The sequence below is a fragment of the Empedobacter sp. UBA3239 genome (assembly GCF_002362875.1).
GTDB lineage: Bacteria > Bacteroidota > Bacteroidia > Flavobacteriales > Weeksellaceae > Empedobacter > Empedobacter falsenii_B.
This window is the reverse complement of record NZ_DEVJ01000037.1, coordinates 1-15,658: the sequence shown is the minus strand read 5'-3', so window position 1 is coordinate 15,658 and position 15,658 is coordinate 1. Positions and strand designations below refer to the sequence as shown.

The following is a 15,658-nucleotide window of genomic DNA, read 5'->3' as shown; positions in this document are numbered from 1 at the left end:
CACTTTAAAGGAGAGTGCCAATTAAACTTATTTTAATATGAAAGACAGCTTAATTACTGTCTTTCATATTGATTTAATAATCTTACTTTTTTAATAAAATGTATTTATCTGCTAATGGACCTTTGATATCTTCACCTTCTTGAGATAGGATAATTAGTTTATTTTCACCTACTCTATAAAAATGTCGATTTTTATCTTTTGTATCTAAATACAAAGCATTATTATCAGCAGTCCATTGGAAATGACCTTCATCTATTAATTTTTGGTTCCCTTTCATATATTCAGAAACTACTTTTATAGTTTCATCTTTATTTAAAGTTACAGTTGTTTTAATTCCAGGACAATCAGCACATGGTAAAATTCCATCATAAGTTCCTACCCAATCAATAGAAGTTTTCGCATTATGCGTATCAATAATATTTGTATCTGATGAGTTTATTGGTTCTTTTTGAATAGTTGAATCTTTATGATCAGTTGTTGCTTCTTCAGTTTTTATAAGTTCTTTATCTGTCTTTGTTTCGCAACTATAAATTACTGAGCTAAAAATAAGTGTAAGGATAATTGATTTTTTCATTTGTTATTGATTTTAACTGATTAAAATCCAAATAATATTCCAAAAAATGTTAAAAACTATATTTTTATTTCATTTATTTAGGATGTAATAGCTTTCGAAAAAACTTTGTAAATTAGCCAATCAGAAAAGTAATGTATGAGTGTTGAGCTATTACCAGATGGAAGAGTAAAAAAACCTGAATGGTTGCGTGTAAAATTGCCTACGGGAAAAAAACATCGCGAATTAAGAGGTTTAGTTGATAAATATAAATTGAACACCATTTGCCAAAGTGGAAGTTGTCCTAATATGGGCGAATGTTGGGGTGAAGGAACTGCGACATTTATGATTTTGGGAAATGTGTGTACGCGTTCATGCGGTTTTTGTGGTGTAAAAACTGGTCGTCCAGAGCAAGTTGATTGGGCAGAACCAGAAAAAGTAGCGCGTTCTATCAAATTAATGCAAATAAAACATGCGGTTTTAACGTCTGTTGACCGTGACGATTTAAAAGATATGGGATCTATTATTTGGGCAGAAACGATACATGCTGTTCGTAGAATTAGCCCAGGAACAACGATGGAAACTTTGATTCCAGATTTTCAAGGAATTGAAAAACACATCGATCGTATTGTAGAAGCTGCACCAGAAGTGCTTTCTCATAATATGGAAACGGTTCGTCGTTTAACACGAGAAGTTCGTATTCAAGCAAAATATGATCGTTCGTTAGAAGTTCTACGTTATGCAAAAGAAGCAGGTCAACGTCGTACAAAGACTGGAATCATGCTTGGTTTAGGTGAGTTTGAAGACGAAGTTTTTGAAACAATTCAGGAAGTTGCTGATGCAAATGTAGATGTCATTACAATTGGTCAATATTTACAACCAACGAAAAAACATTTGCCTTTGAAAGAATTTATTACGCCAGAACAATTCAAAAAATATGAAGACTTCGCTCGTGGATTAGGATTCCGTCATGTAGAATCAGGACCTTTGGTTCGTTCTTCTTATCATGCAGAGAAACATATTTTATAATCAAAATTATTTCATCATATTTTAAAGAGACACAAGTTATTGTGTCTCTTTTTTATTATATTTAAATCTTAATTAAACTACTATGAAAAAACTATTAACACTAATTATCATCATTATTATTTCAAGTTTTGCAAATGCTCAGATTTATGAAGTAGAATATGAGACTCAGATTAAAGTAAAATACAATGAAAAAGGTTTAGATTTTTATAAAGAGATTTCTGATCCTGAAGTAAGAAAACAAAATATCTATCAGAATGAAAATCCTCCTGCTTTAGATTTTAAATTTATTTTGAATAAAGATGAAGCAAACGTAATTGAATTACCAAAAGTTCAGAATGGGCAAGGACAGATTGTTTTTATCAAGAAAAGTGCACCATATATGTATTTTGGAACAACTTATTTCAATCATGCAAAACAAGAAACGTTGATGCAACAAGATGTTTATGGAAAAAAATATATTGTTTACGATAATATAAATAATCTTGATTGGAAATTATCAAATGAAACAAAAAATATTCTCGGATATAAAGTACAAAAAGCAACAGCAAATTTTAATGACAGAATATTTGTAGCTTGGTTTGTTCCAGAAATTAAAACAGATTTGATGCTTATTAATTTCAAAAGTCCAGGCGGTTTAGTCCTTGATCTTGAAATTTCTTATGAAGATGGAATGGGGAAATATTTTGGAGTTTATAAAGCAAATTACATCAAAGAAAAACCTAAATTCAAATTTATTGTTCCGACAAAAGGAAATAGAGTTTCGAGCGATGAATTAGAGAGAATTTGGGATGACCTTGATAAAAAAAGAAATGACGCTAACAATCAAGGAATAGAAAAAAAGGACTAAAATGAAAAAAATAATCGCACTAATTATTCTGATTTCTAGTATCGCAAATGCTCAATTTTATGAAATTGAATACGAAGTTCAACCTCAAATTCATTTTACGGATAAAGCTTTAGAAAATTTGAAACAATATTATCCAGATCAAAAACAAAGAGACGAAGTTTTAGAAATGTCTAAAAATATTCCTTCGATTAATTATCAATTTTCCTATAATAAAACTCAAAGTCAATCAGTGAATATTCAAAAAATAGATAATTCTCAACAAGCACAAGGAGGTTCAATGGGAATTAGTCCAGATATAGGAGAAAAACCAATTTTTGATTACAAAGAGAAAGTTTTTTACAATGAAACAGATTTGTTTGTAAAGAAAATGATCATTTATGATTCGCTTAATTATGTAAATTTTACTGATACTGGAAAAAGTAAAACTATTCTTGGAATCGAAACCAAAGAAGCAATCGGGAAATACAAAGATGTTGATGTTATTGCTTGGTATGCGCCTTCAATTCCTTATTCGTATTCGCCAGATAAATATTATGGTACAAAAGGTTTGATTTTAGAATTGAATTATAAATACACGAAAGATGATGTAGAAGTGATGATTTCGTGGAATGCGACAAAGAAAAAAGAATTAAAAAAAGCACCAATTTTTACAATAAATAATAAGTTACAAAAGGTATCCTATTCAGAATTTATGAGAATGATTGAAGAGGATAATCAAAAACAGCGCGAATTACATAATCAAGGTGTAGATAGAAAATAAAATCATATAAATAATGAAATCAAACTTGCTTAACTTTAAGCAAGTTTTTTTATATATGAAAATTAAAGCGACATTACTCACAATTGGTGACGAGATATTAATTGGTCAAATTGTAGATACTAATTCTGCATTTATCGCCAAACAATTGAATACGATTGGGATTGAAGTGGAAGAAATTATTTCTGTTCAAGACGAAATGAGTCGTATTATTGAAGCTTTCGAACGAGGAATTTCTAAATCAGATATTGTAATTGTAACAGGAGGTTTAGGACCAACAAAAGATGATAAAACTAAAACAGCTTTGTGTCAATTTTTGAATTGTGAACTAGTTAAAGAGCCTAAAGTTTTAGAAAATATTGTTCAATTATTTGTTGCCAGAGGTTACTCAAAAGAGTTAAATAGTTTGAATCAAGATCAAGCGTTAATTCCAGAAAAGTCTATATTTATTCAGAACAAATATGGAACAGCACCATGTCTTTGGACTACAATTAATGATAAAATTATCATCAATTTACCAGGCGTTCCTTTTGAAATGAAAGGTTTGATGCGTGACGAAATTATTCCAAAATTACAAGACCAATTTCAATCAGAAATTATTGTTCATCGTGATATTTTGGTGAGTGGAATTCCTGAAAGTGATTTAGCAATTTTGTTAGAAGATTGGGAAAATAATTTGCCCGAATTTATTCATTTGGCGTATTTACCGAATCGAACTTCTATTGATTTACGATTTTCAGCGTTTGGAACAGATAAAGAATTTTTACAAAATGAAATTCAACATCAGATTAATCAATTCAAATTAATTGCTGGTAATTATCTAATTTCAGAAAATTCTGGAAATGCGCAACAAGTTTTGGGTGATGTTTTAAAAGAAAAAGGATTGACAATTTCGACTGCCGAAAGTTGTACTGGAGGAAATGTTGCAAGTTTAATCACATCTGTTTCGGGAAGTTCTGCTTATTATTTCGGAACTATTGTTTCATACGACACTTCGGTAAAAGTAAATTTGCTCAATGTAAATCAATCTGATATTGATGAATTTACAGTTGTTTCGGAAAAAGTTGCTGAACAAATGGCTAAAGGTGTTCGAAATCAATTAAAAACGGATATTAGTATTTCTACAACTGGTGTCGCTGGTCCAAATAAAGGTGAAGATGGAAAAGAGGTTGGAACGGTTTGGATTTCGATCACAAATGGTCATACAACATTGAATAAAAAATATTTTTATCCCTATTTAGATCGAGAAGATTTCATCAAAATTGTTTCCAATAATGTACTTAATTTGGCAATTCAGTTTGTGAGAGAGGAGTGTTAATAGAATTAAAAATATTTCCTAAAATACATTTAGTCTATTAAATTAATAGAGTTTATATTTGTCGTAAATTTTGTGTCAAATGTTAAAAAAGATTGCGAGCAATACATTATTTCGATTGCTTTTGGGTGTGATTGCCGGTTTGATTTTAGGAAATTATCTGAACGAAAATATAATTCAAGTTGTTTTATCCTTAAAATATTTTACAGGGCAATTAATTTTCTTTTTGGTTCCTTTAATTGTAATTGGTTTTATCGTCTCTTCAATTACGAAATTAAGAGAAGGTTCTGCTAAAATAGTAGGTTTTTCATTATTAATTGCATATTTATCCTCAATAGGAGCGGGGTTATTTTCGATAATTGGAGGTTATCAAATCATTCCAAACTTATCCATTCCAACTTCTGTTGATTCGTTGCGAGAAGTTCCAAAAATTTTATTTCAATTAGATATTCCGCCAATTTTTTCGGTGATGACAGCGTTGGTTATTTCGTTGATGTTAGGAATGGGAATTTTGATTACAAAAGCGAAGGAATTAGAAAAGATTTTTGATCAATTCAAAGACATTGTAATTTTTTTGGTAAATAAAGTTTTGATTCCGATTTTACCTTTTTTCATTGCTGCAAATTTTGCAATTTTGAGTTATGAAGGTTCTATTGAAAAACAATTACCAATTTTCTTGAAAGTAATTTTAATCGTTATTATAGGTCATTTTGTTTGGATGACATTAATGTATACAATCGCAGGATTTTATCATAAGACAAATCCATTCAAACTTTTAAAATTCTATCCACCTGTTTATTTAACGGCAGTTGGAACAATGTCTTCGGCGGCGTCTTTGGGAGTTGCGGTAAAAGCGGTGAATGATAGTAAGGTAATAAAACCTACGATTTCTAATTTTACGATTCCATTTTTCTCGAATACACACTTATGTGGCTCGGTTTTGACGGAAGTTTTCTTTGTGATGACGGTTTCGCAAGTCTTATATGGTCATATTCCAGATGTTGGAACAATGGTAACTTTTGTCTTGCTTTTAGGCGTTTTTGCTGTTGGTGCACCTGGAGTCCCGGGTGGAACAGTTGTCGCTTCGTTAGGATTAATTTCAAATGTTTTAGGATTTGATGAAGCTGGAGTCGCTTTAATCTTGACTATTTTCGCATTACAAGATAGTTTTGGGACGGCGTGTAATATTACAACTGATGGTGCATTGAGTATGATTGTAGATAAATATGCTGAAGAGAAATAATTTCAATTTATCTGTAAAGCAAAAAAAATCACTTCATTTCGAAGTGATTTTTTTATAAATTATTTTCTTCTTCCTCGATGAGGATTCTTTGGTTTTGTATCTTTTTTAGGTTTAAAACCAGTATTATTTTTCTTGAAATTATTATTGTTGCTATTCGCGTCAGGTAATTTATAAAACTCTTTTGGCGTTTTAATTACTGTTACATAATTACCAATTAATTTCTCAATATTTGCCAAATCTCCTCTTTCGTCAGCAGCACATAAAGAAATAGCTTTTCCTTCACGTCCTGCACGACCAGTACGTCCAATTCGGTGTACATAGGTTTCAGGAACATTCGGTAATTCGTAATTGATCACATAAGGTAATTGATCAATATCGATTCCACGAGCAGCAATATCAGTCGCAATTAATACTTTTAATTTTTCTTCTTTGAAATCATTTAAAGCACGTTGTCTAGCATTTTGAGATTTATCACCATGAATTGCAGCAGCTGGAATTCCTACTTTTTCCAAGTGTCTTACTAAACGATTTGCGCCGTGTTTTGTACGTGTAAAAATCAAGGTACGATCTTCTGGATGTTCATTTAAAATGCTAACCAAAAGTTTTACTTTCATGTCTTTGTCTACATGATAAACAAATTGCTCAACCGTTTCGGCAGTCGAAGAAACAGGTGTTACGCTGACTTCTTTTGGACGACGAAGAACTGAATGAGAAAATTTTCGAATGTTTTTTGGCATTGTTGCCGAAAAGAAAAGTGATTGTCTTTCTTTTGGAATGATTTCTAAAATCTTTTTGATTTCATGAACAAATCCCATATCCAACATACGATCGGCTTCATCTAAAACAAAAATCTCTATTTGATTAATTTTTAAATGTCCTTGACCAATCAAATCCAACAAACGACCAGGCGTTGCTATTAAAATATCAACACCATTTTTGATGGCTCCAATTTGTGGATTTTGATTAACACCTCCAAAAATCGCTAAATGTTTTAATGGTAAATTTTTACCATATAATTTGAAACTTTCGTTGATTTGAATGGCTAATTCACGTGTTGGCGTTAAAATTAATGTTCTAATTTTTCTTCCTTTACTCGGAGAATTTGTTAAGTTTTGTAGAATAGGAATTGCAAAAGATGCCGTTTTTCCTGTTCCTGTTTGTGCGCAACCAATAATATCATTTCCTTCTAAAACTAAAGGAATAGATTGCTCTTGAATTTCGGTTGGTTCTGTATATCCAGCTTCTTCAATTGCTTTTAAAATTGGTTCAATTATATTTAATTCTGAAAAATTCATTGATTAAAATCGTGTAAGTTTATATATAGAAATAGACAAGCACTTCCGTAGAAGTGCTTTATAATTAAAAATAAATCTATTCCATTTCTTTTGCGTTGCGATCAATTTTTTCATCAGGTTCTGTTGCATGAACAGAGTTTACTGAATAATTTCTCCAACGTTCTAAAATATCTATCATATCAGCAGGCATCGGAGATTCGAAATACATACGTTCTCCTGTTGTAGGATGATCAAATCCTAATGTGCGTGCGTGTAAGGCTTGGCGAGGACAAGCTGCAAAACAATTGTCAACAAACTGTTTGTATTTGTTGAATGTTGTTCCTTTCAAAATGCGATCTCCACCATAACGAGCATCATTGAATAATGGATGTCCCAAATGTTTGAAATGAGCACGAATTTGATGTGTACGACCTGTTTCTAATTTACATTCGACCAATGTAACGTAAGAAAAATTCTCCATTACTTTATAATGTGTCACAGCATGTTTACCTTGATCTCCTTCAGGAAAAACTGCCATTTGCATACGATCTTTTAAGTGTCGACCAATATGTCCTGTAATTGTTCCTTCTTGTTCTGCCAAAACTCCCCAAACCAAAGCATTGTATAAACGGTCTGTTGTGTGAGCTGCAAATTGTTCTGCTAAACTTGTCATCGCAACTTCTGTCTTCGCAATAACCAAAAGTCCGCTTGTGTCTTTATCGATACGGTGTACCAAACCAGGACGCTCCATTTGATCTGACATTGATGGTAAATTATCAAAATGAAACTTTAAGGCATTTACCAAAGTTCCTGTATAATTTCCATGTCCAGGGTGAACAACCATTCCAGGTTCTTTATCAATTACGACAACTTGATCGTCTTCGTAAATAATTTTGATCGGAATATCTTCTGCTATAACTTCATTCTCGCGTGGAGGAGTTTCTAACATAATCTGAATAAAATCTCCAGGCTTTACTTTGTAATTCGATTTTACAGATTCATTGTTCACTAAAATGTTTCCGTTATCAGCTGCTTGTTGAATTTTATTTCTTGTTGCGTTCTCAATTCTAACCATTAAGAACTTATCTATACGCAATAACGATTGACCTTTGTCAACCGTTATTGAAAAATGTTCGTATAATTTATTGTCGTTTTCCTCTTGTAAGAAATCTTCTAAATCTTCTGTCATTTATTCTCTTTCTATTCTATAATAATCTCTTCTGGAGCTTTAGGCGTTTCTGTAGGCTTTAGTTGCTCTGTTGTTGGATTATTTTGTTGTTGCTGTTGCATATCTTTGATTTGCTTTTCAGCTTTTTGTGTTATAATATCTCTATATTGAGAACCGCTAATAGTATCTTCGCCAAAGTTTTTGTACTGAACATCCAATTCTTTTAATTGTGTTCTAATTTTATCGCGAGGTTCTGTTGATAACCAAATATCAATTGGCTGACCTTGATCGTAAGTATCCGTAGCAAATGGGAATTGATAAACAACTCTTGCATTGATTGTATCATGAGAAGCTCCAATAAATTTGATTTGACCAATCTCGAAGAAATTATCTTTAATTGATTTTTTAGCTTCTGTCAATGTTAAATTAACCAAATTAGGCATTCTAACACCAGATAACATTCCACGTCCTAATACCAAATCAACTGTTGCAAAACGAGGTAATTGTTCGCCTGCTTTTACAATTTTTCCGTTGTATAATATTTTAAGAACTGCATCTTTTGCTAAATCTGGTTCGTAAATGATTTTTCCAATTTTAAGACCAGAAATTTCTAATTGTGTAAACGCCAAACGTTTTGATTTTCCAATTAAATCTGGTAATTCAACTGGACGATAAGTTTTCGGATTTGATTTAATAAAGATACGACGACCTTCTTTTACACGCGATTCTGCTGCTGGATAAAAATCCATAATTGCAAAAGGTTTCGTATTTGGATCAAAACGAGAACTATCTACTTCGTATGTCAAACCAAGTTCTTCTAACTTAGCTGTAGCATCAGTAATATTCATTTTTGATAAATCCGGAACTTCAACAAATTCATTGTGATTTGTATACGAATCTAACCAAACGTTAAAAATAAAATGGTAAAGCCCAAATGATAGCGCTATTACAATAGCTACATTCAGCAAAACTTGAATGATTGATTTAACTCCTTTCATTGAAATGATAAATTGTCGCACAAATATAGTTTAAAAATAATATTTATGATTGATGTCAAAGTTCTATATTTGAATAAATTTTAAATTAAACATGTTAAGAGTAGCAGTTGTAGCAGGTGGATATACGGATGAAAGCGTGATTTCGTTGAAAAGTTGCGAGTTAATTTACTCAAGTCTAAATCCAGAAAAGTACGACAGAACAAGGGTTCGAATCTTAAAAGAAGGTTGGTTTGCCGAAATTGAAGGCGAAAAATACCCAATCAATAAAGGTGATTTTTCATTTGAAAAAAATGGAGAAAAAATTACGTTTGATGTAGTCTTTAATACAATTCATGGTACGCCAGGAGAAGATGGTTATTTGCAAGCGTACTTTGAAATGATTGGTTTACCATATAATGGATGTCCTTTTTATCAATCTGCCTTAACATTTAATAAAAAAGATTGTATTGCAGTATTGAGTAAATATGGAATTCCACATGCGAAATCAATTTATATTAATCAAGGTGATCAATATTCTGCAAAAGAAATTATCGATCAAGTAGGTTTACCTTGTTTCGTGAAACCAAATCGTTCAGGATCTAGTTTAGGAATTTCGAAAGTTCATAAAGAAGATGAATTTGAAGCTGCAATGCAAAAAGCTTTTCTTGAAGATAAAGAAGTTTTGATCGAATCTTTCTTAGATGGAACTGAGATATCGGTCGGAGTTTTAAATTACAAAGGAGAAACAATGGTATTGGGAATTACAGAAATTGTTTCGCACACAGAATTTTTTGATTATGATGCAAAATATAATGGTTTGTCTGACGAAATTACACCAGCTCGTTTAACACCAGAAGTTGAAGCAAGAGTAAGAGAAATTGCGGCTAAAGCATATAAATGTATTAATATGTCTGGTTTTTCGCGTTCAGAATATATTATTGTAAACGGAGAGCCGCATTTTATTGAAATGAATACGTTGCCAGGTTTTTCTCCTGCAAGTATTTTTCCTCAGCAAGCTGCTCATGCAGGAATTGCTTTGGAAGATTTGATGGATAGTGAAATAGAATTTGCTTTAAATAGACCTTCAGCATGGATAGAATAGCCGTTTTTCCTGGATCTTTTGATCCAATTACTTTAGGGCATTTAGATATTATAGAGCGTGCAGTTCCTTTATTTGACAAGATTATTGTTGCAATTGGAACAAATTCATCGAAGAATTATATGTTCTCTTTGGAGCAAAGAATTAAGTTTATTGAAGATTCGGTTGCGAAATTCGAAAATGTAGAAGTAATGGCTTACAAAGGTCTGACTGTCGATTTTTGTGATGAAGTAAATGCACAATTTATTTTACGAGGACTTCGTAATCCAGCCGATTTCGAATTTGAGAAAGCGATTGCGCACACAAACCGAGCAATTACCAATCATAATATCGAAACAATCTTTTTATTAACATCTTCTGGTAAAGCTTACATCAGTTCAAGTATTGTTCGTGATGTCATGCGAAACGGGGGAAAATATGAGATATTAGTTCCAGATGTTGTGAGGATTTAAGAAGATTTTTTCTGTTAAATATTAAAAGAGTAGATAATTTATCTACTTTTTTTTTGTGCTATAAAATTTGAAAAGCAATATATTTACAACAATTAACACAAAATAAATATGAAGAAATTAATTTTACTATTAATTGCGTTCGTATTTAGTACGCTTACTTTTGGTCAAGAAAGGCCGATTGCTAAAAAAGTAGAGCAAGCTAAATTAACGAGTCGCAGTTTCAAATCGTATGATGTATTCAGCGATGTAATTCAACAAAAAGGGAATCAATTTGCAGACTTTGCAAAAGGAGTTTCTGTTTTTAATTTAGAAAAAGCGGAATTAACTAAATTATATCAATCAAAACCAACTTCTTTAACATTAGATGTTCCGTTTGAAGGTCGTCAAATTAGTTTAGAATTAGTAAAGAATGATGCATTGTTTACGGATAATTTTAAAGCAGTCGATCAAAATAATAAATTAATTAATTACAAACCAGGATTGTATTATCAAGGAATTATCCAAGGCGATAAAACCTCTGTTGTTGCAATTTCTATTTTCGAAGATCAAGTGATTGGTGTTGCTTCATCTACTGCTCTAGGAGATGTGGTTATTGGTAAATTACAAAATTCTGAAGAATATGTAACGTATTCTTCATATAATGTAGAAGCAAAAAGTAACGTAAAGTGTGCTGTTGATCAATTAGAAGAAAATAAAAACTACAAACCTAATTATGATCCAAAAATCTTAAAGAAGACAACGAATGAAATGACTGAAAAATGTGTTCGTGTTTATTATGAGATTGCATATGCTCCATATAAGCAAAATGGTTTAGACGAAACAAAAACACTGAATTGGTTAACAGCTATCCATAATAATATTGCGACACTTTATACAAATGATTACATCAGAACTTCTTTATCTAAAGTGATGATTTGGAAAGAACAAGATCCATATACAGGTAATTATAGTGCTCAGTTAAATAAATTTAGAACAACAAGAACAGATTTTGATGGAGATTTAGCGCATTTGGTTAATTATCCATCTACAACTTCTGTTGCTTATCTAAATTCAATGTGTAATAATGAATATCATTTTGCTTATTCAGGAATTAACATGACTTATAATAATGTGCCTGTTTATTCTTGGACAATTATGGCGATGACACATGAAATGGGGCACGCATTAGGTTCGCCTCATACACATGCATGTTCATGGAATGGAGATGGTACAGCTATAGATGGTTGCGCACCTACAGCTAATCCAGATTTAGCAGAAGGTACTTGTCCTACAGGACCAATACCTTATGCTGATAAAGGTACAATTATGAGTTATTGTCATTTAATAGGAGGAGTTGGTATTAATTTCTCAAATGGTTTTGGAGAACAACCAGGGAATTTAATTCGTGCTACTGTTGACGGTAAAATTTGTTTAAGTACAGATTGTAGTATGACTTGTCAACAAACAATAAAATCTGTAACAGGTTCTCTTGAAGGACAAAATATTACATATACGTTAAATGATGATGTAGGAACTGTTTGGATTTATAAGTTTCAGAAAATTGGTGATACAGAAGCTCAATGGAAAGAAACGACATCAAAAATATTAAAGTTTGAAAATTTAGATCGAAATGCATACTACAGAATTGAAGTAGCAAATAAATGTACAGCAACATCTAATTCTTCTTCTGTAACATCAATTATTGAAATTCCTGGAGATTATTGTAATGGAGATATTTATTATGATTCTGGTGGAGCAAATGGAAACTATTCGCCTAATGAGAATTTTATAAAAGTATTTAAACCTCTTGTTGCGGGCGAAAAAGTGTCAATCACTTTTACAGAGTTTGATGTAGAACCTGCTGATGAAAATGGAGTTTATGATTATATGAATGTATATAATGGAACATCTAGTAATGCTTCAAAATTATTTGAAAATGGAAAAGAATTAAACGGAAATAAAATTCCTGGACCATTCGTTTCTACAGATGACTCTGGAGCAATTACAATTCGTTTTAGATCAGATGGTGGATTAGAGTTAAAAGGATGGGCGGCACAAATTAATTGTAATTCTTTAGGATTAGAAGATTTAAATAAAGTTGAGTTTAATATTTACCCTAATCCTACTACTGATTTTGTTACACTATCAAGTAAAGAAAAAATTGTTAGCTATCAAGTTTTTGATATGTCAGGTAGATTGTTAGTAGAAACAAATAAGATAGATAAAAAAGAATCAAAAATAGATTTATCTAAATATCCAAAAGGAGTATATTTATTAAATATAAAAACAGATAAAAAATCTTATTCGCAAAAAGTGACTAAGAAATAAACTGTACTAATTTTTTTAAGTTTTAAGAGGTTGTTAATTTATTAACAACCTCTTTTTATAAATCTAAGCTTAATTGATCTGGTAATAATTTAAATGTCATCCTATGATAAGGAGTAGCTCCATATTCTTTTATCGCTAAACGATGAGCTTTGGTAGGATAACCTTTATTTTTTTTCCAATCGTACATTGGAAATTCTTCATGGATTTTTTCCATATATTCATCACGATACGTTTTTGCTAAAATAGATGCTGCCGCAATATTCATATATTTTGAATCACCTTTTATAATACATTTGTGTGGGACATCATGATATTTATTAAAACGATTTCCATCAACAACAATCAAATCTTTCGGACAATCTAATTGATCTATTGCTCGATGCATAGCCAAAAAACTAGCGTTTAAGATATTTATTTCGTCAATTTCATTTGGCCAAACAATTCCAATTGCCCAATATTTAGCATTTTCTTCTATAAATGTTCTCAACGAATTTCTTTTCTTTTCAGATAATTGTTTTGAATCATTAATAATATCATTTTCAAAATCATTTCCCAAAATAACGGCTGCTGCTACGACAGGACCGCTCAAACAACCCCTTCCTGCTTCATCACAACCTATTTCATATTCGTGATTTGATAAAACTTTATACAATTTTTTATTTTTTTAACAAAGTTATCAAAATTTAGCATAAAAAAGTTTTGTAAATGTTAGAGAAATCTTAAGTTTATAATAGTTTTAAAAATGTTTTAACAGATGAGGAGAAATTTAAAAAACTTGTTTGTATTAGGAGGACTTCTTTTAGGAGCTTCTTTATATGCACAAGAAAAGACTGTTACAGGAACTGTAACAGATCCAGATGGTTTTCCAGTTGCTGATGCTGTAGTGAAAACAACTTCAGGAAAAGAAGCTTATACTGATGAAAATGGAATGTTTAGTATTGAGGCTAAGCAAGGAGATTTAGTAACAGTGGAAGCAATGGGATTACCAACTCAAACTTTTTCAGTTGGTGCAGGTTCAGAATATAAAGTAACTCTTAAGCCTTCTGAAACAGTAGAATTAGAAGGAGCGGTTGTAACCGCATTAGGTATTACACGTGATAAAAGATCTTTAGGATATGCTTCTCAAGAAGTGAAAGGTGATGTTATTCAAGCAGGTAGAGGTAGTAATGCTTTACAATCATTATCTGGTAATGTTGCTGGAGCACAAATTACTGCACCTTCATCTTTAGGAGGTTCTACACGTATTACGTTAAGAGGTATTGGATCTATTACAGGAGAAAATAGACCTTTAATAGTTATTGATGGTATTCCATTAGCTAATAATAATGTTAATGATACAAATACTCAGCGTGGTGGCGGAGGTCGTGATTATGGTGATGGAGCGTTTGATATTAACCCAGATGATGTAGAGTCTATCAACGTTTTAAAAGGAGGACCTGCATCTGCTTTATACGGTTCTCGTGCTGTGAATGGAGTAATCATGATCAAGACAAAAACTGGAAAAAAAGGTAGAGAAGATATCGTTGTTAATACTGGTGTTGCTTTTGAATCAATTAATCAAATTCCAAGTCTTCAAAATTTATATGGGGGTGGAGCTTCTGATACCTTTGAAACTGTAAATATTGGAGGTAAAGATTATCAAATTGTAGATTATGCTACAGATGAATCTTGGGGACCAAGATTTAACAATCAAGAAGTTTTACAATGGTATGCTTTTGATCCTGAGTTTGCTAGCGATTACATGAAAACAACGCCTTGGAGAGCTTCAAAAAATGACGCTAAATCATTCTTTAATACAGGTGTTGCTTATACTAATAGTGTATCCTTTGCAAAATCATATGAATCAACTAATTTTAGAGTTTCATTATCTAATGTCAATCAAACAGGTATTGTACCTAATTCTACATTAAAGAAAACAACAGCAGGTATTAACTTATCTAATAAATTTAGTGATGTATTTACTGTAACGACTAATTTAACTTATACAAGAACGGATGGTTTTAATAGACCAGAAGTAGGATACGGGGATAACTCAGTTGCTCAAAAAATGTTCCAATGGGGACAAAGACAGTTAGATTATAACAAGTTAAGAGATTATAAATTAGCTAATGGGAATCAGCGTTCTTGGAATAGAACATCTTGGGATGAAGGAACTCCTGCATATTCTGATAATCCATATTGGGTAGTGTATGAAAATACATCAAAAGATAAAAGAGATCGTTTTTATGGAAATGTAGAGTTTAAATATGACATCGCACCAGGACTTTATGCTGTTGCAAATGTAATGGGAGATACTTATGATATGCAAGTGTCTGAACGTGTTGCTGTAGGATCTCAAGCAATGTCAAAGTATTCTGAAGCGTACTATAAGTTTACTGAGATGAACTATGAAGGACGTATACATTTTGATAAAAAATGGGGAGACTTCTCCTTAAATGCTTTTGCAGGGGTGAACAGAAGACACAAAACACAAAGTAGATTATCATCTTCTACAAATGGTGGATTAGTTGTTCCTAATTATTATTTTATTGGAAATAGTTTAGATAATCCAACAACATCGAGTTTTAGAGAAACTTCAGAAGTGAACTCTATATATGGTATGATCTCTTTGGGATATAAGAATACCCGTAGTGCATTTAG

The 15,658-nt window shown here is 31.6% G+C and carries 14 protein-coding genes; 9 read left to right on the top strand and 5 right to left on the bottom strand.

What is annotated here, in order from left to right:
• Positions 1 to 82: 82 nt before the first annotated feature.
• Positions 83 to 574 (bottom strand): copper resistance protein NlpE, encoded by a 492-nt coding sequence (locus B4G36_RS04915; RefSeq protein ID WP_291062418.1) that lies wholly within the window; start codon positions 572 to 574, stop codon positions 83 to 85.
• Between the two features lie 135 nt (positions 575 to 709).
• Between B4G36_RS04915 and lipA the strand changes: the two genes are divergently transcribed.
• From lipA to B4G36_RS04890, 5 genes are all read left to right on the top strand, one after another.
• Positions 710 to 1,579, top strand: a complete 870-nt coding sequence (gene lipA, locus B4G36_RS04910) for a lipoyl synthase (protein WP_280050982.1) — start codon at positions 710 to 712, stop codon at positions 1,577 to 1,579.
• An 82-nt stretch (positions 1,580 to 1,661) separates the two neighbouring features.
• Positions 1,662 to 2,426, top strand: coding sequence for a GLPGLI family protein (locus B4G36_RS04905; protein WP_291062416.1), 765 nt, complete (start codon positions 1,662 to 1,664; stop codon positions 2,424 to 2,426).
• Between the two features lies 1 nt (position 2,427).
• Positions 2,428 to 3,186, top strand: a complete 759-nt coding sequence (locus B4G36_RS04900; RefSeq protein WP_038331875.1) for a GLPGLI family protein — start codon at positions 2,428 to 2,430, stop codon at positions 3,184 to 3,186.
• Between the two features lie 55 nt (positions 3,187 to 3,241).
• A complete protein-coding gene (locus tag B4G36_RS04895) occupies positions 3,242 to 4,501 on the top strand; it encodes a CinA family nicotinamide mononucleotide deamidase-related protein (protein ID WP_291062414.1) in 1,260 nt (419 codons plus the stop codon).
• 79 nt (positions 4,502 to 4,580) lie between these two features.
• Positions 4,581 to 5,741 carry a dicarboxylate/amino acid:cation symporter gene (locus B4G36_RS04890; protein ID WP_291062412.1) on the top strand — a complete coding sequence of 387 codons (1,161 nt, stop codon included), beginning with the start codon at positions 4,581 to 4,583 and terminating at the stop codon, positions 5,739 to 5,741.
• Between the two features lie 59 nt (positions 5,742 to 5,800).
• On the opposite strand, the gene B4G36_RS04885 is transcribed toward B4G36_RS04890, so the two are convergent.
• From B4G36_RS04885 to B4G36_RS04875, 3 genes are all read right to left on the bottom strand, one after another.
• Positions 5,801 to 7,036 carry a DEAD/DEAH box helicase gene (locus B4G36_RS04885; protein WP_291062410.1) on the bottom strand — a complete coding sequence of 412 codons (1,236 nt, stop codon included), beginning with the start codon at positions 7,034 to 7,036 and terminating at the stop codon, positions 5,801 to 5,803.
• Positions 7,037 to 7,112: 76 nt separating this feature from the next.
• A complete protein-coding gene (locus B4G36_RS04880) occupies positions 7,113 to 8,204 on the bottom strand; it encodes an RluA family pseudouridine synthase (RefSeq protein WP_291052048.1) in 1,092 nt (363 codons plus the stop codon).
• Positions 8,205 to 8,215: 11 nt separating this feature from the next.
• Positions 8,216 to 9,181 carry a PASTA domain-containing protein gene (locus tag B4G36_RS04875; protein ID WP_291062408.1) on the bottom strand — a complete coding sequence of 322 codons (966 nt, stop codon included), beginning with the start codon at positions 9,179 to 9,181 and terminating at the stop codon, positions 8,216 to 8,218.
• 91 nt (positions 9,182 to 9,272) lie between these two features.
• Between B4G36_RS04875 and B4G36_RS04870 the strand changes: the two genes are divergently transcribed.
• From B4G36_RS04870 to B4G36_RS04860, 3 genes are all read left to right on the top strand, one after another.
• Positions 9,273 to 10,262, top strand: coding sequence for a D-alanine--D-alanine ligase (locus B4G36_RS04870; RefSeq protein ID WP_291060529.1), 990 nt, complete (start codon positions 9,273 to 9,275; stop codon positions 10,260 to 10,262).
• A complete protein-coding gene (gene coaD / locus B4G36_RS04865) occupies positions 10,250 to 10,711 on the top strand; it encodes a pantetheine-phosphate adenylyltransferase (RefSeq protein ID WP_115001540.1) in 462 nt (153 codons plus the stop codon). Before B4G36_RS04870 ends, coaD begins: the two co-directional genes overlap by 13 nt.
• A gap of 108 nt (positions 10,712 to 10,819) precedes the next feature.
• On the top strand, positions 10,820 to 13,018 hold the full coding sequence (locus B4G36_RS04860; protein ID WP_291062406.1) for a T9SS type A sorting domain-containing protein: 2,199 nt from the start codon (positions 10,820 to 10,822) through the stop codon (positions 13,016 to 13,018).
• A gap of 55 nt (positions 13,019 to 13,073) precedes the next feature.
• Here the strand turns inward: B4G36_RS04860 and B4G36_RS04855 are convergent, their stop codons facing one another.
• Complete coding sequence (locus tag B4G36_RS04855) at positions 13,074 to 13,670, bottom strand: ribonuclease HII (RefSeq protein WP_291062404.1); 597 nt, start codon at positions 13,668 to 13,670, stop codon at positions 13,074 to 13,076.
• Between the two features lie 102 nt (positions 13,671 to 13,772).
• Between B4G36_RS04855 and B4G36_RS04850 the strand changes: the two genes are divergently transcribed.
• On the top strand, positions 13,773 to 15,658 hold a 1,886-nt coding region (locus tag B4G36_RS04850; protein WP_291062402.1), incomplete at its 3' end, for a TonB-dependent receptor plug domain-containing protein.

Bases quoted from the DNA above. Each gene is read 5' to 3' on its own strand.
- B4G36_RS04915 (WP_291062418.1), bottom strand. From the start codon at position 574: ATGAAAAAATCAATTATCCTTACACTTATTTTTAGCTCAGTAATTTAT.
- lipA (WP_280050982.1), top strand. From the start codon at position 710: ATGAGTGTTGAGCTATTACCAGATGGAAGAGTAAAAAAACCTGAATGG.
- B4G36_RS04905 (WP_291062416.1), top strand. From the start codon at position 1,662: ATGAAAAAACTATTAACACTAATTATCATCATTATTATTTCAAGTTTT.
- B4G36_RS04900 (WP_038331875.1), top strand. From the start codon at position 2,428: ATGAAAAAAATAATCGCACTAATTATTCTGATTTCTAGTATCGCAAAT.
- B4G36_RS04895 (WP_291062414.1), top strand. From the start codon at position 3,242: ATGAAAATTAAAGCGACATTACTCACAATTGGTGACGAGATATTAATT.
- B4G36_RS04890 (WP_291062412.1), top strand. From the start codon at position 4,581: ATGTTAAAAAAGATTGCGAGCAATACATTATTTCGATTGCTTTTGGGT.
- B4G36_RS04885 (WP_291062410.1), bottom strand. From the start codon at position 7,036: ATGAATTTTTCAGAATTAAATATAATTGAACCAATTTTAAAAGCAATT.
- B4G36_RS04880 (WP_291052048.1), bottom strand. From the start codon at position 8,204: ATGACAGAAGATTTAGAAGATTTCTTACAAGAGGAAAACGACAATAAA.
- B4G36_RS04875 (WP_291062408.1), bottom strand. From the start codon at position 9,181: ATGAAAGGAGTTAAATCAATCATTCAAGTTTTGCTGAATGTAGCTATT.
- B4G36_RS04870 (WP_291060529.1), top strand. From the start codon at position 9,273: ATGTTAAGAGTAGCAGTTGTAGCAGGTGGATATACGGATGAAAGCGTG.
- coaD (WP_115001540.1), top strand. From the start codon at position 10,250: ATGGATAGAATAGCCGTTTTTCCTGGATCTTTTGATCCAATTACTTTA.
- B4G36_RS04860 (WP_291062406.1), top strand. From the start codon at position 10,820: ATGAAGAAATTAATTTTACTATTAATTGCGTTCGTATTTAGTACGCTT.